A 19724-nucleotide genomic window follows, 5' to 3' on the forward strand; every position below is an offset into this window, starting at 1 on the left:
GAGCACGACTTAAATGCTTATTCGACGTAAAACTAGCCTCTTTCGGCCGCTGACTTTAAGCCAGTTAACCAATCTTTATGCTTAAGCAAATGCTGCTCGGCACTGGCAACTATTCGGTCGTTACTATCAAGTAGCGCCTGTGCCTGCTGTTTTTGGGCTTCTGACAACACGCTCGGTTGAGTATGATATTTCATACCATACAAAACGTATAAAAAGTTCTTTTCATTAAACAAATCAAAGCGACTGAAAAAATCACTTTGTTTTGGCGTGCGTATTTTAAACTTGTTCAGGCGAGCTTGTAATTCTTCAGAAAAAGTCTCACTTTTTTGGTTATCGAGCCAAAACGAAGAGTCTTTTCTGTCAGACAAGCAATAGTGTAATTTAATAAAATCTACAACGCGCTCCCAAGCATAGGTAATCACTTCGTTGTAGTAGTCAATTTCAATATTGATATCCTGACTGTGCTTTGGAAAACTTTTCGCCAAAAGTTCAGCGGAAAAGTCAGTCAATAAAATTGATGTTGCTTCTAATGGCTCTAAAAAGCCTTGCGCTAATCCTAACGCTACGCAGTTTTTCTGCCAAAATTTTTCTCTATAACCAATTTGCATTGGTAACTTTCGAGGCGAAAATTCACTTGGTTCAACACCTAAATATTGCGCATAAAGTACGAGTGCTTCTTGCTCACTCATATGTCGACTTGAATAAACAAAGCCAGTGCCACGGCGTGTGGTTAATGGTATATCCCAAATCCAACCTGCTTCGTGCGCGGTTGCAGTTGTATAAGGGTTAATTTTATCCTCTGCGCCCAAAGGCATTTGCTGCACCAACACGGTATCAGTCAAAAGTTCTTCAGCTTTACTGATAAAAGGAACTTCTAATTGTTGATCGATAAGTACTGATGAAAAGCCGCTGCAATCAACATAAAAATCAAACGCCAACGCTTCTCCTTCAGACGAAACTATATGTGTAATATTGCCATTGCTATCATGCTTGGCATCTTTGATAGTCGCGTAGCGATGTTTCACATTAAATTTTTTCTGTGCATTTTTCGCCAATAATTGCGCAAATTTAGCTGCATCAAAATGATATGCATATGCTAAATCACCTTGATATTCTTTCGCACTAACTTGCTTAGGTGAAAGTCCAAGTTCGGCAATTCTTGCCTGTATCCCTACATCATCAAATGGACGTGCTTTTGCGTGATTTAACCAATAGTTACTAATATCAAGACCACCAGGGTATGGTTCATCAAACGCGTGATAATAAGCATTGTCGCCATGTTTTTTTTGGTCTAGCCAGTTAACAAACTTGATACCTTGTTTGAAGGTTGCATCGCAAGTTAACAATAATTCCGCTTCTGAAATTCCAAAGCGTTTTAAACCATTCATTATATAGGGTACGGTACCCTCCCCTACACCAATAGTCGGCACATCTTTAGATTCAATAACGGTAATATCTATCGCAGGATCTGTACTTAATTCTGCACCTAAATGATTTGCAGCTAACCATCCAGCAGTTCCCGCCCCCACAATAGCTATACGTTTAATTTTCATCTTATTTCCTCAAAAATTGTGCTTTAGCGTATTAAGGTACTTAATGGTTATCACACTAAAGATAAAAAAACCCAGTATTAACTGGGTTTTTATCTCGCTAACTACACTTAAAAGTTAAAGTTTAGACCTAACTTGTAAGTAGTTTCTCCAATAAATGACCAAGTAGGGTAACCTTCTTGAAGTGCAGGTTTAACAGCTGTGCCTTCTGCAGCAGCACCGTATTGCACATCATCTTCAGCAGTTAGGTTGACTACTTCGAACTTAACTAAAATATTGTCAGTTGCATTCCAACCAAAGCTTACATCTAACGTACCGAAGTCGTCATGCATGCGGTTACCGTAGTATTTACCGTATTCACGAACCATGTATTCAGAGCGCCAGTTGTATGCAGCACGTGCACTGAAGTCATCATTTTCCCAATAACCCACAATATTTGCAGTATGGTCTGAAGATTCAGTAAAACGGCCAATATTATCCGTATAAACAGCCGCAGGAGCAGCACCATCAGCGAAGGTGTAGTTGGCATTTAAACCAAAGCCATTATCCCAAGCATGATTAATTTGAAGTTCAATACCATCAATCGTACCACCACCGGCATTAATGTATTCATTAACCGTCCAGTCATCTGCTGGTGGCTCAAGGTCGTTATTGATAACACCAATTTGCTGATTATACTCAGTAGTTGCAACAATGAAGTTACTAATATCTTTCATAAAGTAAGTTGCAGATACTAGGTTTCCGTCGCCGTAGTAGTACTCTAAGCTTAAGTCAGCTTGAGAAGACTTCATTGGTTCAAGCCCAGGGTTGCCGTAAGTCATTTCTTCATTACCACTACGATCATCTGGGTAACCCGAAACACTTGATAAAAACAGGTTATCATAGTTAGGGCGAGTAATAGCTTGTGCTGCAGAGAATCGTAAAATAACTTCATCTGACAAATCAAATATTACATTAACACTTGGTAAAACGTCATTATAGCTATCTTTAACGCTATGAATTTCTTCACTCCAACCTTCATTTACCGCTAAATTATCCGCTGGAGAATTGTCAATAATATGACCGCTTGAAGTTACATCAGTACTGATATAGCGAACACCAAAGTTACCACGTACACCATCACCTTCGAAGCTAAACATACCGTATAATGAGAAGTTATCTTCTTCAATGAGTCCGTAAGCTGAGCGACTATAGGCAAATTCATCAACAAGTGAAATGGTACTGTTGATCATCGCATCTAGGTTTGCTTTTGGAATGGTATAACCTGCAGCACCTAACTTCATGGTACCGCTGTATAAATCAGAGGTATTAAATGAGTTTTCACCATCGCCGTAAATTGCACGATATTCAGACTTTTCAAATTCATGCTGAGTAAAACGTACACCCGTTTCAAATTTAGTTAATGGGCCAAGGTCTAGGTCAAAGTCAGCATCAAATTGTACATAACTTTCTTCGTCAGAGTTTGGACCTTGAATACCAGTCCATTGAGAAGTACCCACTGTTGTATCAAGCTGGTCACGAGTGAAGCTCATATCTGCGCCATCAATTTTAATTTGCTTACCAGTAGCATCAACATTACCGTGCCATTTAACTTCATTAAAGTTGTCACCCCACCAACCATAACCGAAGTTAGCACTCATTTGTGTACCACCTTCAGCTTTGGTATTACCGGCAACAGCAGTAAATGTATAACCTTCACCTTCATATTGAGCATTTAGCTCAAAGGTATCTGAAGTCATTTCACCTTTACGTGCCCAGTTTTGGAAGAAGACACGCGAAGCATCACTTTCTGCTGTATTGCTGATGGTACAAACACCTGCTGCATTAAACTGTTGACAGTTAGATGGACCTTCGCCCCAATCCGTATCTGTATTAATGTACATGTTTGCACCGATACTGTCGGCACCAAGCGTTAGCGAAAGTATGTGTGCACCAAACTCTAAATTTTCGGTTGGTTTATATTGAAGTGTGGCATCAAGCGCAGTGCGTTGCTGACTTTGCAAGAAGCTTGATGGTTGAATTGAAGAACGACCACCCCAGTCTAAATCTGACTCTGTACCACGACGAAGGTATTCACGGTCTACATGTGAACCAGAAACTAAAACACCAAAAGTTTCATCGTCATTTTTCCAGCTATATAAACCAGAAACTTCAGGAGAAACTTCTTCATTTACTGAACCGTATTCACCTTTAATTGATGCAAACGCCTTGTTCGCCTCTAAATCTAATGGCTTTAATGTTTTAACAATAACCGTACCACCAATGCCACCTTCAACTATGTTGGCTTGGCTTGTTTTATAAACTTCAATACCACCAATTAATTCAGAAGGTAACATCGAGTAGTTAAATGAACGGTCGATATTTAATTGATCGTACCAACCAGTAGAAGCTACGTTTTGACCATTTAACGTCGTTAAAGTCATAAGTGGATCTGTACCACGAATCGATACTGACGCACCTTGACCAAACGAACGACCAACCGTTATACCAGGAATACGACCTAACGCTTGACCAACATCCGAATCAGGAAACTGACCAACATCTTCGGCACTTACTGCATCGACAACACCGTCAGAAAAGCGTTTTGCATTTACACTCAGACGATTAGAACCGCGCATACCTGTAACTTGAATAACTTCGATATCTTGATCGGCAGCTTCGCCTGCTTCAGCAGCCATAGCAAGTGGTGAAACACCACCGGCTAAGATCATGGCAATTGAACTTGCTAACATACCTTTTTTAAATGTTTTTGATGACATTGACTTTTCCCTTACACACGTTTTTATAAATATAGTTGTTTTTTAAATTTGTATATATCTAATGACGACAGCGCTGTCTTTTTGCTTTATGACAGCGTTGTCTTTTTGCTTTATGACAGCGTTGTCATTTCAATAGGGATTACCTTACACACAATTTAATATTTTGGCTACACTTAATCACAAATATTTCACTATAATTTAATTAAAATACTGATTTAATTGAATTTATAATTATTATTATTTTCTTTATTTAGTACAATAAAAGTATTACAAATCGACATTTTGTCTTATAAATAAGCCATAAAAGCTGATTTTTTACTCGTTTTTAGTTAAACGATGAGCAGTTATTTCGAGTTAACAACTTTTATTGTTGATGCTTTTTATAGTAGCTAATTAAGTTTTGGGTTGAACTGTCGTGTACATTCTCAGATGAAACACTTTCTAATTCTTGCTGAATGTTAGCAGCCAGTCCTTTACCAAGTTCAACACCCCATTGATCAAACGAACAGATCTGCAAAATAATGCCTTGGACAAATATCTTTTGTTCATAAAGTGCAATTAACTGTCCTAAGGTATTTGGGTCGATGCGTTTCAGTAATATCGTATTTGTGGGTCGATTGCCTTTATGCACTTTATGCGGCGCAATGGCATTAATGTATTGCTCTGATCGCCCTTTTGCTTTTAAGTCCGCGCGCACTTGGGTTTCATTTACACCGGTCATTAACGCTTGCGTTTGGGCAAAAAAGTTAGCCATTAAGGTTTCATGATGCCCTTTTACTGGCGTTACACTTTCTACTGAGCCAATAAAGTCGGCAGGCACAACATTATTACTTTGGTGAAGGTACTGATAAAACGCATGCTGGCCGTTAATGCCAAGTTCACCCCATATCGAAGGCACGGTTGCATAATCAATCTCGTCACCGTCCCAACTGACCGATTTACCATTGCTTTCCATCTCCGCTTGCTGAAGGTAAGCGGCGAGCATGTGCAAGGTTTGATCATAAGGTAAAATGGCTTGCGATTTTGAACCTAAAAAGGTGGTATTCCAGACGCTAAGTAACGCCATAATTACCGGCATATTTTGCGCAAGAGGCGCGTCAAGAAAATGCTGATCCATTTCGGCAGCACCTTGCAGTAACTCTTTAAACTTGTCAAAACCAAGGTCGAGCGCTATCGGTAAACCAATCGCTGACCAAAGTGAGAAACGACCGCCTACCCAATCCCACATATCAAAAATATTATCTGCTTCTATGCCAAACTCGCCAGCATTAATCTTGTTTGCTGTTACTGCAACAAAATGTTTAGCGACCGCTTTTTGATCAAACGATGCCGCCGTTAGCCAGTTGATCGCTGTTTTCGCATTAGTCATGGTTTCGGTGGTGGTAAAGGTTTTTGATGAAACAATAAACAGCACTTTTTCAGGCTCTAGTGGTCTTAAAATTTCGGCAATTTGCGCACCGTCGACATTAGAAACATAGTGCACATTAACGCTATTATCGCTGTAATTTTTCAACGCTTCGGTGACCATTTGTGGACCAAGGTTTGAACCACCTACGCCAATATTAACGATGTCGGTGATGCGTTTTCCTGAATAGCCTAACCAATGCCCTTGCCTGACTTTATTGACAAAGGCTTCCATTTTATTAAGCTGCTTTTGTACCTGCTCAGTAATATTTTCACCATCAACAATTAACGGCTTATTAGCACTTGCTCGTAAAGCTGTATGTAACACCGCTCTATTTTCAGTTTTGTTGATCTTGTCGCCACGAAACATTTTTTCTCGCCATTGCCCGACTTGCGTTTCTTCAGCTAAAGCCAACAAGGTTGTTAAGGTTTCGCTATCAATCAAGTTTTTTGAATAGTCGAGCATTAAGCTCGGCAGTTCGATTGAAAATTTGTCAAAACGGTGTGCATCTTGTGCAAATAAGTCGTTCATGTGCTGCGATTTCTTACCTGCCGCCATCGCTTCTAATTGTTGCCAGCTCGCTAAGGTTGGTCTTTTATGCATAAATATTCCCAAAATAGGTGTTGTTTACATTTGATAACAGAATATGCAACAATGACAGCGCTGTCAATTTTAAATTACTTCCTAAAAAGTATCTAAGCAATACAGTATTAGGGCGATGAGTGGAAAAATTAATATTATGTAAAAAGCAATTACTGCTATGAATACAATGAATTTGCCATTAGCATATTAGGGCTGTTGGTGCAGTAATAATAAAAACTCAATTTTAAAGCAAAGGCTAAACTTAAGAATGAAAGCTACCATTAACGATGTTGCCAAACATGCAGCCGTTTCCATTAAAACCGTGTCACGTGTGATGAATAATGAACCCTCGGTTCGACAAAATACCCGTGATAAAGTCATGGCCGCGGTAGCCGAATTAAATTACCAACCTAATTTAGCGGCTCGTAATCTAGCTGGTACCAAATCTTATAGCATTGCCTATGTATATGATAACCCGAATGCTTATTATGTGATTGATATGCAAGCCGGTATTTTATCAGCCTGTCGTAAACAAGGCTTTGAACTATTAATTCACCCTTGTAACGCAAAAGCCGATAATATTGAGCAAGAAGTTGCCAACATGGTCAAACATTCACGCATTGCAGGCTTGGTATTAACACCGCCTTTTTCTGAGATGCCTGAGTTTGTTAAAGCCATGACCGAGCTTGATGTGAAAGTGGTTAGAATTATGTCGGGCGATGAAGCACCAGATGATCTTACCCCCTGCATTATGGTCAATGACCACAAAGCCGCTTTTACCATTACCCAACATTTAATTGACTTAGGCCATAGCGACATTGGTTTTATTGCCGGTGGCGCCGAGCATAAATCAACCATTGAGCGTTTAGAGGGTTACAAGCAAGCATTGTCAGATAACAATATTGCCATTAATAACGACTTAATTATTGATGGGGAATATTCATTTGATTCCGGCGTGCAAGGAGCAAAAACCTTACTCGGCGGCACAGTTAAACCAACGGCGATTTTTTCATGTAACGATGAAATTGCCGCTGGAGCATTATTTGCCTCAAGGTTAATGAATATTGCCATACCCGAAGCATTATCGATTGCAGGTTTTGAGAACAGTCCGTTCTCTCGTCAAACCTGGCCTAAGTTAACTACGGCTGATCAACCCAATAGTGAAATTGCTGAAAACGCCGCAAATTTACTTATCGCGCAAACACGTAAACAAACACCCACCAATATTGTTCAGCATTATACGCCTCAGCTAGTGATCCGCGACTCGTCAGCAAAAGCGCTTTAATTTCTTTGCCTTCTAGCTTTTCTCTTGTCGCTTCTAACTTGTAGCTTTTCACTTGCAGCTTGTAGCTTTTCGCTTGAGACTTGCCGCTTGTCACTTGTAGCTATTCTCTTATCACTTCTTTCTTGTAACTTGTAGCTTGTGGCTTTCTCTTGTCGCTTCTAGCTAAAGAGCGTAGCCTTTTAGAAAGAACGTAATCGACGAAGCTAAATAGTCAGCAATTTCTTCGTCGCTGACTTTTTGCTCAATATTAAATTCAACTTGCAACCAAATTTCACCCTTTATGATATTCAAGAACTGCAAAGCAGCAAAGCGCGGGTTAGCAATATTGAGTATTTTCTTTTGATGAAACTGCGCCATTAACTCAGTCAGCTCAGCGGTAATTTGCGCAGGACCGGCATAGTAAAAGAGCTCAGAAATTTTAGGGTAAGTTCTTGCTTCAAATGCACATATTTTATGAACTGCTAACGCCTCTTTTGACGTTAACATGCCTAAAAATCGTTTGCCTATAGTTAATAACATGGCATAAGGATCGGCAAAGTCGGCACCTTGTAAGTCCAACATTTGGTGCGAATCGCATTTTTGTTTAATGGTTGCAGAAAACAATTCTTCTTTACTGCCAAAATGGCTATAAACCGTTTGCTTTGACACGTCTGCTTGTTTAGCAATTAAATCCATACTTGCCAAGGTATACCCTTTTTCAACAAACAAATCTGCCGCTGCTTTAAGTATTTGCTCACGCTTAATTTCTTTACGAGATTTCACTTCAACCATGCCTAATAACTTACAACTCTACCTTGGATAAGATTCATCATATTATCAAATTAGACTAGACAGTCCAGTTTATTGTAACTAAACTATCACAAAACTAGACTAGACAGTCCAGTTTAGTAACTTTTTGTAATTGCACCTTCAAAATGGATAGGACACTTTCATGATCACCTCGGCCAACGGCTTTTATTCTTCAACAGTCAATACAGCGGCGATGTTATTTAGCTTTTTTCTCCTCACTGCCTGTTCACCTGAAGTCCAAAAAACAACTGACACCGAACCTTATCTGCAATCAGCACAATTAATTGAAGTTACGCCAAATAGCCATTATTTAGCTAACCGTAGTTACATTGGCAAAATTAATAGCACCGCGTTTTCCCAATTACGTTTTGAATATGCAGGAAAAATTGAAAGCACCTTAGTTAACAGTGGCGATCACGTGCAACAAGGCCAAGTGCTAGCAAAACAAGATACGCAATTATTAACGATTAAACTGGCAGAGCTCGCAGCTCAGCGCAAGCAAACGCAGGCGAATATTCAACTGAATCAAAGTAATTTAGTGCGTTATGAACGTTTAATCAACGAAGGTTATACCGCACAGCAACGTGTAGACGAGCTTAAAGCTGAGCAGCAAGTATTGCAGGCGAAAATTCAACAACTTGAAGCAAGTATCGACAGCATTAATTTTCAAATATCTCGCAGCAACCTAATCGCTCCTTTTACAGGCACTATTAGCAAGCGTTACGTAACAACCGGCGAAATTGCCTCTCCAAATACCGCCGCATTTTCTATTATTAAGAGTGACAACGAAGAAATCGTGGTCGGCATTCCTGCTAAAATTGCCAACAAATTAATTATCGATAGTGTCTTTAACGCCACGATTGGTGAACAAAAAGTTCGTATTAAACTGATAAATATCGGTCAACAAATCGATTCGGTTGTTAGAACGGTTGAACTACGCTTTGTATTATTGGAAAAGATAAAGCACTTTAACGACCAGTTAGCACGCGTGCAAATTGATTATCAAGTCAACAAAAGTGGTACCTGGTTGCCAACTAGCGCCTTAATTGATGGTGTTCGAGGACAATGGAATGTCTATCTGGCAACAGCAAGTGAAAATGCAACCTACCAAATTTCAGCGGCAACGGTCAAAGTACTGCACGCCAACCAAGAATATGCTTATGTGACCGGGCTTGCAGACAACAAACAGCTCATCATCAAAACCGGTGTGCATCGTTATGTGCCTGGGCAAACGGTGAAAGTAGAAAATACAGAGTCGCTGCTCATTAGCCCTTCAGGTGAGGTAGCACCATAATGATCCGTTCATTTGTAAAAAATGGTCGACTAATGAGCTTAGTGATCGCTTTGCTTATCGTTTCAGGTATTGGTGCCTTGTCGACTTTGCCACGCACCGAAGATCCACGTATTCAAAATAGAGTCGCCAGTGTATTAACACAGCTTCCCGGCGCAAGTGCTGAACGTATTGAAGTATTAGTGACTGAAAAAATTGAACAAAAATTACGAAAACTTGCGCAAATTAAATTAATAACCTCAACATCTCGGCCGGGGATTTCTGTTGTTAAAGTTGAATTAAAAGACGACATTATTGACGTTGACCCGATATGGTCGCAAGTTAGAGATTTACTCAATGATGTTACGCCAAGTTTGCCTGCCGATGCCCTTAGCCCTTACCTAAATAATGACAGAGGTTATGCATTTACTCAGCTGATATCACTCAATTGGCAAGGTAATGGCGAAGTCGATTTAGCCAGTTTAGGCCGTTATGCACAAGAGTTGCAAAATCAGCTGCGTTTAGTATCAGGTACAGATTTTGTTGATATTTTTGGTCGAGGCCAAGAAGAAATTTTAGTCGATATTAATCAAGCAGACAGTAGTCAACTCGATTTAACTGCAGAGATGATTTCAGCCAAAGTTTTTGCGGCAGACGCAAAAACATCGGCAGGCCAATTAGTTAACAGTAAAAACAAAATGCAAGTTGAACTAACTGGCGAGTTAACCACGATTGAGCGTATTGGCAACATCCCATTGCAAAGTAGCCAATCGGGTAGTTTAGTCAGATTAAACGACATTGCTGAAATCTCAAAAACACTTGCTTGGCCGCCAAGTGAAATTGCCGTTGTTAACGATAAAGTATCCGTTGTTGTCGCTACCAGAATGCTGCCCAATATTCGTATCGATAAATGGACTGATAATGTTGAACAAACACTCGCAAGTTACGCCAAGCTGTTACCACACAATATAAAATTAGAAGTGTTATTTGACCAAAACACCTACACTGAGCAGCGCCTTGGCGATTTGGTTGATAACATTACCCTAGGTTTTGTATTAATTGTTGTTGTTCTGCTATTTTCTTTAGGTTGGCGCTCAGCGTTAATCGTATCCGCCTCGCTACCGTTAACTGTATTTTTCACCCTTGCAATGATGAATATGTTTGGTCTGCCTATTCACCAAATGTCGGTAACAGGTCTTGTTGTCGCGTTAGGTATTATGGTTGATAACGCGATTGTCATGAGCGACACCATTCAAACTAGACGCCAGCAAGGTTATGGCCGTTTAGACTCAGTAAGTTACGCGGTTCAGCATTTATGGCTACCTTTGTTAGGTTCAACCACCACCACAATTTTAGCGTTCTTACCGATTATTTTAATGCCGGGTGCTGCCGGTGAGTTTGTTGGCGGTATCGCCTTAAGCGTTATTTTTTCACTGATTGGCTCTTACTTTATTTCGCATACAATCGTTGCCGGGCTAGCTGGCCGTTTCCTCAGCAAAGGCAGTCCAGATCAGCACCAATGGTACAACCGCGGCGTTCATTTTCCAAAACTTGCCAACGCATTTGAACAAAGTTTACTGTGGGCACTTACCCATAGAAAAACCATTATTGTGTTAGTATTTTGTCTACCTTTGGCAGGTTTTGTTTTAGCGAAACATTTATCTGAGCAGTTTTTCCCGACCTCAGATCGTGACATGTTTCAAATCGAAGTCTTTTTGCCAGTTCAAAGCAGTATTATTAATACGCAAACCATCACTGAAAAAGTAAGTAAGTATTTACATCAAAAAGAGGGGATCAGCAAGGTACGTTGGTTCATTGGTAAAAGTGCGCCGTCTTTTTATTATAACCTGATCCCAGCAAATGATGGTGTGCAAAATTATGCCCAAGGCATGATCACCACCACCGACTTTCAAACCGCCAACCGTTTAATTCCGCTCATTCAAGATGAACTAGACAGCCTAGTGCCAGATGCGCAAATTTTAGTGCGTAAACTTGAACAAGGACCTCCATTTAACGCGCCAGTTGAACTAAGAATATTTGGACCTAACCTTGATACCTTAAAAACACTTGGTGAAGATATTCGACAAATCATGTCTGTGACCCAAGACGTTAAACACTCAAGAGCGACACTGCAACCTGGCGCGCCAAAAGTGTGGGTTAATGTTGATGAAGAATCTGCAGCGCTTGCTGGTCTTTCGTTAGTTGATATTGCCAAGCAACTTGATGCTAACTTGTCTGGTCGTTTAAATGGTTCGGTTATTGAAGCAACAGAGTCTATTCCTGTTCGAGTTCGCATTGGCAATCAAGAACGTACTGAATTAGTGAAGCTTGCAAATCTTAATTTGGTTAGCCCACAATCGGCGCAAGAAATTCCGCTAACCGCCATTGCCAGCCTAGAATTAAAACCTTCACGTGGCGCCATTCCTCACCGAAATGGTATGCGGGTAAATACGATTGAAGGTTATATCAGTGCCGGTGTTTTACCGTCTGTCGTGCTTGAACGAATTAAAGAGAACATTAAAACGAAAAATTATCAGTTACCTGAAGGTTATCATTTAGAAATTGGTGGTGAATCAGCAAAACGTAATGAAGCGGTTGGCAATTTACTCGCCAGTATTGGCATTATCTTCACATTACTGATCACTGTAGTGGTATTGTCGTTTAACTCGTACCGACTTAGCGCGATTATCTTTTTATCGGCATTTCAATCGATTGGTTTGGGCTTGCTAAGTGTTTACCTATTTAATTATCCCTTTGGTTTTACGGTGATTATTGGCTTATTAGGTTTAATGGGCTTAGCAATTAATGCCGCAATTGTCATCATCGCGGAATTAAAAGCAGACACAGCAGCAGCGCAAGGTGATATCAAGGCAATAACGCGCTGTGTACAAAGCTGTACTCGCCATATAAGTTCAACCACAATAACTACCGTGGGTGGATTTTTACCACTTATTTTAGCCGGTGGTGGTTTCTGGCCGCCATTTGCCGTGGCAATTGCGGGTGGCACAGTACTGACGACATTTTTATCCTTCTTGTTTGTGCCTGCGGCGTTTTCGTTATTTAGCCAGTACAAAAATTTTAATGAAGAATAAACACTGATATAGTTAACCTGAGCTCGGCTTAATAAATACTTCTCTAGCCGCTACTTTTACTAACTTCCGCGTTAAATTCACTTGCAATACGCCCACATGGATGTGGAAGGTAGAGCGACGTACGAACCAAAGCCGTGACCAGCTATTGACGCGTAAATTTGCCTTGAAGTAAGCAAAACCAGCAAGCTAGAGGTTAACATGAAAAATATGATGTTATATTTCAAGCAGTTAAACATCTCTTAAACCGAGTTCAGGTTAGTTAGCGCACACGGCATAAAAAAGCTCAATAACTGATGAAGTTATTGAGCTTTTTTACACGCTATTTTATTTATAAACGCTAATTAAAAGTCAGGTCCAAAGCCCCGCTTTATTTTTTCAATGCGTTCTTGATGTTTATGATGTGCTCGCATCGCTGCAACAATAAAAAAGCCAACGATTACAATGATAGGGATTAATAATGCGAGTGTTTCTGAGTCAAATAAATTGAGGATCCATTCCATGGTTTTTTCCTTATTAGTTTATTCCATTAAAGCTAGGGGCTGTTCATCTTTCGTGTTTATTTTTGCAGCAGTTTATCGGTATTTAGACAAAGCATTGTGATTGCTATGTGGTTATTCCACATGAAAGCGCAATAATGCAGTATAAATGCCTAGAAACGCTGCCCTTGGGGGTCAATTAAACGCTATTTCTTCATCGTTGTTCACAACTTATATGGAACAACCATGCTGTGTTTTTCACGCCTTGAACAAAAAGCGTTTACGTTGAACAAAATTTAACCTCGAAAGTTCAACAGACCCTAATCAAACGCGCAAGTTAATATGTTATTTGGGCATTAGTTGCGCGTTAATTGCTTAATTATAATGCTAACTTTTAGAATAACAAGTCGATGGCATTGTAAAAGTTATGATGTAAGCAAAAGATGCATTAAAGCAAATAAAAACCAGCGCATTATTCTTCGAAGTAAGTGCCCCAGCCGTCGTAATCAATGTTACATTGTTTGGCTAGGTTAAACATGGCTTCGGTTTCATCAATAATAATATCGAACTCTAATGCCTGCTCTGTCACAATATCAAAGGCAAACACTTTATCGCCGTTTTCCAACTCTGCTTCTTCTGGCTCTTCAATTTCATAACCCATTTTAAAGGCAGTTACCGCGGCTTTTTCCAGTAAATCAAAATCGACACTCGAAAAGTGATGCTCTATGGTATGGTGAACTTCTTCGTTAGTACCGTCTTCAATTAGGGCATTAATTAGCTCTTGCGTATGCTCTACCCATTCTTGCATTGCTTGGTCTTTCATCACTATATTCTCTAAATTTGTCGCTTACTTTATCTTAGCAGAGCTAGGCATTTCATTGCCTGTTTCAATGCTAAGTTCTTCAATTTTTTTCAACATAACTTCGCGCGTATCATTAGCGAGTTTTCTGATGGTCGCTTTGTCGTCGTCATCAATCGAAACTGGCGCTAAAAATTCAACAATAAATTTGCCATTATCCCAGCGATTTAACTTTATTGCGTTATGTAGGTTACTTGCACAAATGGGCACGATAGGCACATCAGCTTTTGCTGCGGTTCTAAAAGCACCGGTTTTAAACGGTAGTAAGCCTTTACCATTGCTGCGTGTCCCTTCAGGAAATAACCACACCGACAACTGCTTTTCGCGAATTTTCTCAGCGGTTAATTCTATGGTATTCATCGCTTTTGAGCTGTTATTGCGGTCAATTAAAATGTTACCAGTAAGCCAATACATTTGACCAAAAAATGGGATCCATTTTAAACTTTTTTTACCTATGCTAACGGTGCCAGGTAAAACTGCGTTGCTAAGCGTGAAAATATCGTAACTGTTTTGATGATTACAAATGTAAACCACAGGACCAATATTCTTGACCGACTCAGGCATTCTAATTTCAACCGTTACGCCAAGAATTTTTGCTACTTTGCCTAAAATTTTTGCCGCAATATGAACATTATTGCGGTGAAATGGGCGAAATAAGCAAAAAATACACGAGAATACTGAGATGCCGATTAAAGCAAACAAAAGTGCCAATAGGCGAACAATAGCTAACAACACGAGTTCCTATAAATTTTTCAAGGCGCAAGTATACATTGAAACAAGGCAATTACATTAGTAAATGTGCGAATTAAGGTTCAATTTGTCCAATGACATTTTCAATGGTCATAATGCCAAACATCACTTTTTTAATGAAAGACTCTGAGCTACTGACCAAGTTAAAGTTAGGGTGTTGCGACCAAACTGACTGTAAACGCTGATCTAATTCCACTGCTTTTTGTTCACTTTCATTTCTTATTGGGTTATTGCTGCGAATGCCTTGCCCAGATTTCGCCGCAGTTTCAAAAAAAATCACGGCATCGTATCGGCTAAGTTCAAATTCAAGGCTGGTATTCATGGTCTCAAAAAAATCTTGTTCACTGCCCGGCCAATACGCTAAGCCGTCTAAAGTGCCGCGATCACACAATATCAAACACTCTGGAAACATAGCGCGCTGGGTATCTTCTAAGTTTTTTTGCAAGTTGAAGATCGTTTTTTGCTGTGCAGCTATCACTTCAGGCTTATCAGAGCGTTCAATGCCGCCGCTAAAAATCATCGTGGCAGACTCAGGCACTGAGGCTAGTTGCCCAGAAAATTCTCGACGAAATAAATCTAATGCCGTGGTTTTTCCACCGCCAGGGCCACCTGTTAACACAATACGCTTTTTCATTTGCAAACTATTCATTTAACCTTCCCCTTTTTATTACCCACATATTCCCTCAATATTACTCAAATATTACCCAAGCTTTTTTATGCATTTACCACCAAAGCGATATGCCTAACAACAGCGGAGTGAGTATACTTGCCATAACATTTAACGCCAGAAAGTGTGGCTGCTCGCCAATTCTGTCGTGGTATTTAATCGCGCCATAAAGGGCAATATAACCTAAAAGCATCGGCAATAAGGCGATTAAGCTCAAAGTTGGTAGCATTTCTCTGCTAATAAAAACAAATAATAAAGCCATCGCGGTAGTTAACATCAAGCCATAAACAAGATTGCTCACTGACGTACCGTAAGCAATTGGTAAATGATAACGACCAACGGTTTTATCGGCTTCAATATCAGGGTATTGATTAAGTAGTAACAAGTTATTGATCAACAAAAATGGGATCAGTGAAAGCAAAAGACCTTGCCCAGTAAATGCGCCAGTTAACACAAATTGGGTGCCAATAACCATCATCACACCGATACCAAGTCCCGGTGAAACTAAACATAACCACGGCTGTTTATTTATATATCGGGTATAACTAACAATAATTAGCATGCCAAACAACCCAAACGGAATAAGCGCTAAGCCACGTAAATAAACAAAATATCCACCTACTGCTAATAAGCCTGCTAGCGATAATACGCCAAAGAAAAAAACATTGCGCGACTCGCTAGGCTCAGACACTAAACCACCGCTACCGCCACTAAACGGCGTTTTTTGCGTTTTAAGATCTAAGCCACTTTCAAAGTCTTGATGTTCATTTAAAACATTTACGCTGATATTAGCTAAAATTCCTGCTAAAAAAATCAAAACAATCAGGCTACTATCAATATCCCCTGCCACTGTCATTGCGCCATAAAAAACGCACATTACTGGCAACAATAAAAAAGGAATACGCATTGTTGCCACTAAAGTTTTGATATTCATTTACCGATTTATCTCATCTATTTAAAAGTGTCGATTATGGCACAGACTCGCCATTACGCGCTTCAAATAATCGATACCAATCTTCTTTTTGATAATGAATTGCCAACGCTGCGGTCGCTGCTTCAATACGTGCTGGCATTGTTGAACCAATGATCGGGCAAATATTCGCAGGATGCAAACACAACCAAGCTAAAATCACCTGCCAAGGCTCGGCTTGATATTTTTCGCTTTGTGACAATAACTCTGCTTCAATTCGCAACTCATCAGTCGATGAAAAAGTATTACCCCAGGCTGAATAAGCGACACCACCTAAAGGACACCATGCAACGGGCATAATATTGTGCATTTGACATTGGCTTAATGTGCCATCGGTAAATGCGTTAGTATTGTGAATATTCATTTCAACTTGATTGACCACAACTGGCATAGGTAGTGCCGACTGCAACAACGAGACTTGCGCAGGGCTAAAGTTACTGACACCAAAATGTTTAACCTTGCCACTGGCTTTTAACAAGGCAAACGCTTCAGCAATTTCGTTTACATCCATTAAAAAGTCAGGGCGGTGCACTAAAAATAAATCGAGCGCATCAACATTAAGCCTTGATAACGACCCTTCTGCACTTTTAATTAAATGTTCGCGACTATTATCGTAGCGAGCAGGATCGCCAGCATTGGGTTGATTAGCAAAACGCACGCCCGCTTTTGAGGTAACAATTAGCTTGTCTCTTAATTGCGGCGACTCTTTTATCACTTCGCCAAATAAAGCTTCGCTATGACCGCCACCATAAATATCGGCATGATCAAAATGATTATAGCCCGCATCAATTGCCGCATGAATGGCATGCTTGCCGTTTACTCGGTCTTCTAAACTATTGTCACCACTAATGCGCATACAGCCATAAATTAAGCGCGAGCTTTTGAGTCCTGTATTAGCCAAATCAAGATGTTGCATATATATTCCTTTTAAAATTCTTATACTTTTAGTTTATGCCCATCAGGTTAAAAAGACACTCAATATTGACAAATAACAAACGTATTCATTGCCTTGCATTTAAGCGAAAGCTGTAACAAATCAACAAAGTATTTGTCACATCTTCGTCATACAAAAGCTCTACCTTAGCGATATGACTATGCTTAATAAGATTTATCAATACGACTTACGCCTGCTACTTTGGTGCAGAAAGTCGGCTAACTCCGCTGGATATATCACCTTAGTACGTGCTATTTCCAAAAGCGGCGACGGCTACATGCAAGTTGTATTGCCAGCTATCTGTGCGCTGCTCATTCCTGTTGTTGGCGAGCAGTTTTTATTATTAGCACTGAAAAGTTTCTTAATTGAACGCATTCTTTATTTCTTTTTAAAACACACCTTAAAACGTCGCCGACCACCAGAAATTGTGCCGTTATTTTCAAGCATTATTACCGCTTCTGACAAATTTAGCTTTCCGTCAGGGCATACAATGGCGGCATTTTTATTGGCCGGTTTATCTGTCTCTGTACTTGGCGGTCATGCCTACCCTATTTATTTGTGGGCAATTGCCGTTGGATCATCTCGGGTAATTTTAGGCGTGCACTTTCCAACAGATATTTTAGCTGGCGCACTTATCGGTACCTTAATCGCAAATATGGTTATTTATTTATGAAAATACTTTACGGAATTCAAGCCACAGGCAATGGGCATATCGCACGTAGCCGAGTAATGGCTAAATACTTTAGCGAGCACAATGCTGACGTGACTTATTTTTTTTCAGGACGTGAAAAAGATAAGTTGTTTGAAATGGACTGTTTTGGCGATTTTCTCCATCGCAGAGGGTTAACCTTTAGCACGATTTCAGGAAAAATAAATATTCGAAAAAGTGTCTTAACAAATAACGTACCTCGCTTTGTTTACGATGTCGCTAAGCTCGATGTTAGCCAATACGATTTAATTATTACCGACTTTGAACCTATTACCGCTTGGGCAGGCAAGCTCAAGAATAAACACGTTTTAGGTGTTGGTCATCAGTACGCCTTTGGCGCGTCGACACCTTGTAGCGGCGAAAACTGGTTAGGTAAAAATATTATGCGTCATTTTGCCCCAACCGATACTTCAATTGGTTTGCATTGGTATCCGTATGACAAAAAAATACTCCCGCCGATTATCGATACCGAGCTAACGAAGCAAACACCAAACAACGCGATTTTGGTCTATTTACCGTTTGAAAATCAAAAAAAGGTAACTGCCTTATTAAACCAGTTTAATGGCCAACACTTTATTCAATACTCGCCTGACTTGGTCGACGGGTTTGTGAATAATGTTAATCAAAAACAAACCTGCTACCAAGGCTTTAAGCACGATTTAGCGCGCGCCTCTGGGGTAATATGCAACAGCGGCTTTGAGTTAATTAGCGAGTGTTTGCATTTAGGTTTACCGGTACTAACCAAGCCAGTTAAAGATCAAATGGAGCAAGAATCTAATGCGTTTGCCCTTTACCAACTAGGGTTAGCCAAAGTGATGAAAAAATTAGATGAGCAAAAAATTTCTCATTGGTTAAATCAAATTGCGCTTGCCAACCAAGCTAATAATCATGCAACACCCAATGTCGCAAAAGAGTTAGTAAAATGGATTTTAGCCGGCGATTGGCAGCGTCCAGAAGTGCTTTCAGATCAACTTTGGTTACCGCAACAACACACGCTTTAGGGTTACCATTGACATCGTACTTATGCTATCGGTGATCTTACCGGCAAGCTAATTTGGCAAGATCACCACACATTTTCTTACATCAGCAAACCAAAACTTAACCTTTAAAGTTCAACAGACCCTAGGCATTGATGCCCTAATAAGGCTATTATCAAGGAGCGATACGTTCGACTGTTATCACATGTCGTCGCGTTATCTTTTCATTTAATAAGGATTTGTTATGAAGCTTTTTTTACCTGTGCTATCGCTGTTATTGGTGGCTTGTCAAAGCACCTCTTCCGCTACACCAGAAGAAAAATTTGTTGATGTTTATATCAGTAAAGGTGACAAACAGTGTCATTTTGGCGGTATTTCACTGGCTAAGGCAAAAGGATATTTATTGGAAGAAAATATTAGCGTTTCTCAGGCAAGCTGCGCAGTAATAACGGGAATGGCCTACCCTTCTGTATGTGGTGGTGCTACTGGCAATATTTATCTATTTACCATAGATGCAGCCAAATTAAATGCTGCCAAAGCGATCGGCTTTATTCCAGCTGCCGCTTTAACCACTAAAAAATTAGGCTATCAAGTACAAAAATGCCAAAAAGTGATCAACAACAAAAACATGTAAACCGGAGCAGAGCTAG

Annotated in this window: 16 protein-coding genes; 6 read left to right on the plus strand and 10 right to left on the minus strand. The window is 40.0% G+C overall.

Features of this window, described 5'->3' with window-relative positions; genetic code table 11:
- Positions 1-32: 32 nt before the first annotated feature.
- The 3 genes from ACRRSQ_RS04275 to pgi all read right to left on the minus strand — a co-directional run bounded on the left by ACRRSQ_RS04275 (position 33) and on the right by pgi (position 6317).
- Entirely contained in the window at positions 33-1553 is a 1521-nt protein-coding gene (locus ACRRSQ_RS04275) for a tryptophan halogenase family protein (protein ID WP_440874466.1), read from the minus strand.
- Positions 1554-1660: 107 nt separating this feature from the next.
- Complete coding sequence (locus tag ACRRSQ_RS04280; protein WP_440874467.1) at positions 1661-4309, minus strand: TonB-dependent receptor; 2649 nt, start codon at positions 4307-4309, stop codon at positions 1661-1663.
- Positions 4310-4673: 364 nt separating this feature from the next.
- Positions 4674-6317: a glucose-6-phosphate isomerase gene (gene pgi / locus ACRRSQ_RS04285; RefSeq protein WP_440874468.1), complete on the minus strand. Its 1644-nt coding sequence runs from the start codon at positions 6315-6317 to the stop codon at positions 4674-4676.
- A 247-nt stretch (positions 6318-6564) separates the two neighbouring features.
- Between pgi and ACRRSQ_RS04290 the strand changes: the two genes are divergently transcribed.
- Positions 6565-7581, plus strand: coding sequence for a LacI family DNA-binding transcriptional regulator (locus ACRRSQ_RS04290; protein ID WP_440874469.1), 1017 nt, complete (start codon positions 6565-6567; stop codon positions 7579-7581).
- 162 nt (positions 7582-7743) lie between these two features.
- On the opposite strand, the gene ACRRSQ_RS04295 is transcribed toward ACRRSQ_RS04290, so the two are convergent.
- Entirely contained in the window at positions 7744-8352 is a 609-nt protein-coding gene (locus ACRRSQ_RS04295; protein WP_440874470.1) for a TetR/AcrR family transcriptional regulator, read from the minus strand.
- Positions 8353-8512: 160 nt separating this feature from the next.
- Between ACRRSQ_RS04295 and ACRRSQ_RS04300 the strand changes: the two genes are divergently transcribed.
- Positions 8513-9664: an efflux RND transporter periplasmic adaptor subunit gene (locus ACRRSQ_RS04300; protein ID WP_440874471.1), complete on the plus strand. Its 1152-nt coding sequence runs from the start codon at positions 8513-8515 to the stop codon at positions 9662-9664.
- On the plus strand, positions 9664-12732 hold the full coding sequence (locus ACRRSQ_RS04305; RefSeq protein ID WP_440874472.1) for an efflux RND transporter permease subunit: 3069 nt from the start codon (positions 9664-9666) through the stop codon (positions 12730-12732). Before ACRRSQ_RS04300 ends, ACRRSQ_RS04305 begins: the two co-directional genes overlap by 1 nt.
- 341 nt (positions 12733-13073) lie before the next feature.
- Here the strand turns inward: ACRRSQ_RS04305 and ACRRSQ_RS04310 are convergent, their stop codons facing one another.
- From ACRRSQ_RS04310 to ACRRSQ_RS04335, 6 genes are all read right to left on the minus strand, one after another.
- Complete coding sequence (locus ACRRSQ_RS04310; protein WP_440874473.1) at positions 13074-13232, minus strand: hypothetical protein; 159 nt, start codon at positions 13230-13232, stop codon at positions 13074-13076.
- Between the two features lie 448 nt (positions 13233-13680).
- Positions 13681-14031, minus strand: coding sequence for a ribonuclease E inhibitor RraB (gene rraB, locus ACRRSQ_RS04315; protein ID WP_440874474.1), 351 nt, complete (start codon positions 14029-14031; stop codon positions 13681-13683).
- Between the two features lie 24 nt (positions 14032-14055).
- A complete protein-coding gene (locus ACRRSQ_RS04320; protein WP_440874475.1) occupies positions 14056-14802 on the minus strand; it encodes a 1-acylglycerol-3-phosphate O-acyltransferase in 747 nt (248 codons plus the stop codon).
- Positions 14803-14872: 70 nt separating this feature from the next.
- Positions 14873-15466, minus strand: coding sequence for an AAA family ATPase (locus ACRRSQ_RS04325; protein ID WP_440874476.1), 594 nt, complete (start codon positions 15464-15466; stop codon positions 14873-14875).
- 73 nt (positions 15467-15539) lie between these two features.
- Positions 15540-16418 (minus strand): prenyltransferase, encoded by an 879-nt coding sequence (locus ACRRSQ_RS04330; protein ID WP_440874477.1) that lies wholly within the window; start codon positions 16416-16418, stop codon positions 15540-15542.
- Positions 16419-16452: 34 nt separating this feature from the next.
- Positions 16453-17370: an aldo/keto reductase gene (locus ACRRSQ_RS04335; RefSeq protein WP_440874478.1), complete on the minus strand. Its 918-nt coding sequence runs from the start codon at positions 17368-17370 to the stop codon at positions 16453-16455.
- Positions 17371-17548: 178 nt separating this feature from the next.
- On the opposite strand from ACRRSQ_RS04335, the gene ACRRSQ_RS04340 reads away from it, so the two are divergent.
- From ACRRSQ_RS04340 to ACRRSQ_RS04350, 3 genes are all read left to right on the plus strand, one after another.
- Entirely contained in the window at positions 17549-18061 is a 513-nt protein-coding gene (locus ACRRSQ_RS04340) for a phosphatase PAP2 family protein (protein WP_440874479.1), read from the plus strand.
- Positions 18058-19098 carry an MJ1255/VC2487 family glycosyltransferase gene (locus ACRRSQ_RS04345; RefSeq protein WP_440874480.1) on the plus strand — a complete coding sequence of 347 codons (1041 nt, stop codon included), beginning with the start codon at positions 18058-18060 and terminating at the stop codon, positions 19096-19098. Before ACRRSQ_RS04340 ends, ACRRSQ_RS04345 begins: the two co-directional genes overlap by 4 nt.
- A gap of 220 nt (positions 19099-19318) precedes the next feature.
- On the plus strand, positions 19319-19708 hold the full coding sequence (locus ACRRSQ_RS04350; protein WP_440874481.1) for a hypothetical protein: 390 nt from the start codon (positions 19319-19321) through the stop codon (positions 19706-19708).
- Positions 19709-19724: the final 16 nt, after the last annotated feature.

Source organism: Thalassotalea sp. PLHSN55, assembly GCF_052030545.1.
GTDB lineage: Bacteria > Pseudomonadota > Gammaproteobacteria > Enterobacterales > Alteromonadaceae > CANMXU01.

Coding starts and splice junctions, on each gene's coding strand:
- ACRRSQ_RS04275 (WP_440874466.1), bottom strand. CDS start 1,553: ATGAAAATTAAACGTATAGCTATTGTGGGGGCGGGAACTGCTGGATGG.
- ACRRSQ_RS04280 (WP_440874467.1), bottom strand. CDS start 4,309: ATGTCATCAAAAACATTTAAAAAAGGTATGTTAGCAAGTTCAATTGCC.
- pgi (WP_440874468.1), bottom strand. CDS start 6,317: ATGCATAAAAGACCAACCTTAGCGAGCTGGCAACAATTAGAAGCGATG.
- ACRRSQ_RS04290 (WP_440874469.1), top strand. CDS start 6,565: ATGAAAGCTACCATTAACGATGTTGCCAAACATGCAGCCGTTTCCATT.
- ACRRSQ_RS04295 (WP_440874470.1), bottom strand. CDS start 8,352: ATGGTTGAAGTGAAATCTCGTAAAGAAATTAAGCGTGAGCAAATACTT.
- ACRRSQ_RS04300 (WP_440874471.1), top strand. CDS start 8,513: ATGATCACCTCGGCCAACGGCTTTTATTCTTCAACAGTCAATACAGCG.
- ACRRSQ_RS04305 (WP_440874472.1), top strand. CDS start 9,664: ATGATCCGTTCATTTGTAAAAAATGGTCGACTAATGAGCTTAGTGATC.
- ACRRSQ_RS04310 (WP_440874473.1), bottom strand. CDS start 13,232: ATGGAATGGATCCTCAATTTATTTGACTCAGAAACACTCGCATTATTA.
- rraB (WP_440874474.1), bottom strand. CDS start 14,031: ATGAAAGACCAAGCAATGCAAGAATGGGTAGAGCATACGCAAGAGCTA.
- ACRRSQ_RS04325 (WP_440874476.1), bottom strand. CDS start 15,466: ATGAATAGTTTGCAAATGAAAAAGCGTATTGTGTTAACAGGTGGCCCT.
- ACRRSQ_RS04330 (WP_440874477.1), bottom strand. CDS start 16,418: ATGAATATCAAAACTTTAGTGGCAACAATGCGTATTCCTTTTTTATTG.
- ACRRSQ_RS04335 (WP_440874478.1), bottom strand. CDS start 17,370: ATGCAACATCTTGATTTGGCTAATACAGGACTCAAAAGCTCGCGCTTA.
- ACRRSQ_RS04340 (WP_440874479.1), top strand. CDS start 17,549: ATGCTTAATAAGATTTATCAATACGACTTACGCCTGCTACTTTGGTGC.
- ACRRSQ_RS04345 (WP_440874480.1), top strand. CDS start 18,058: ATGAAAATACTTTACGGAATTCAAGCCACAGGCAATGGGCATATCGCA.
- ACRRSQ_RS04350 (WP_440874481.1), top strand. CDS start 19,319: ATGAAGCTTTTTTTACCTGTGCTATCGCTGTTATTGGTGGCTTGTCAA.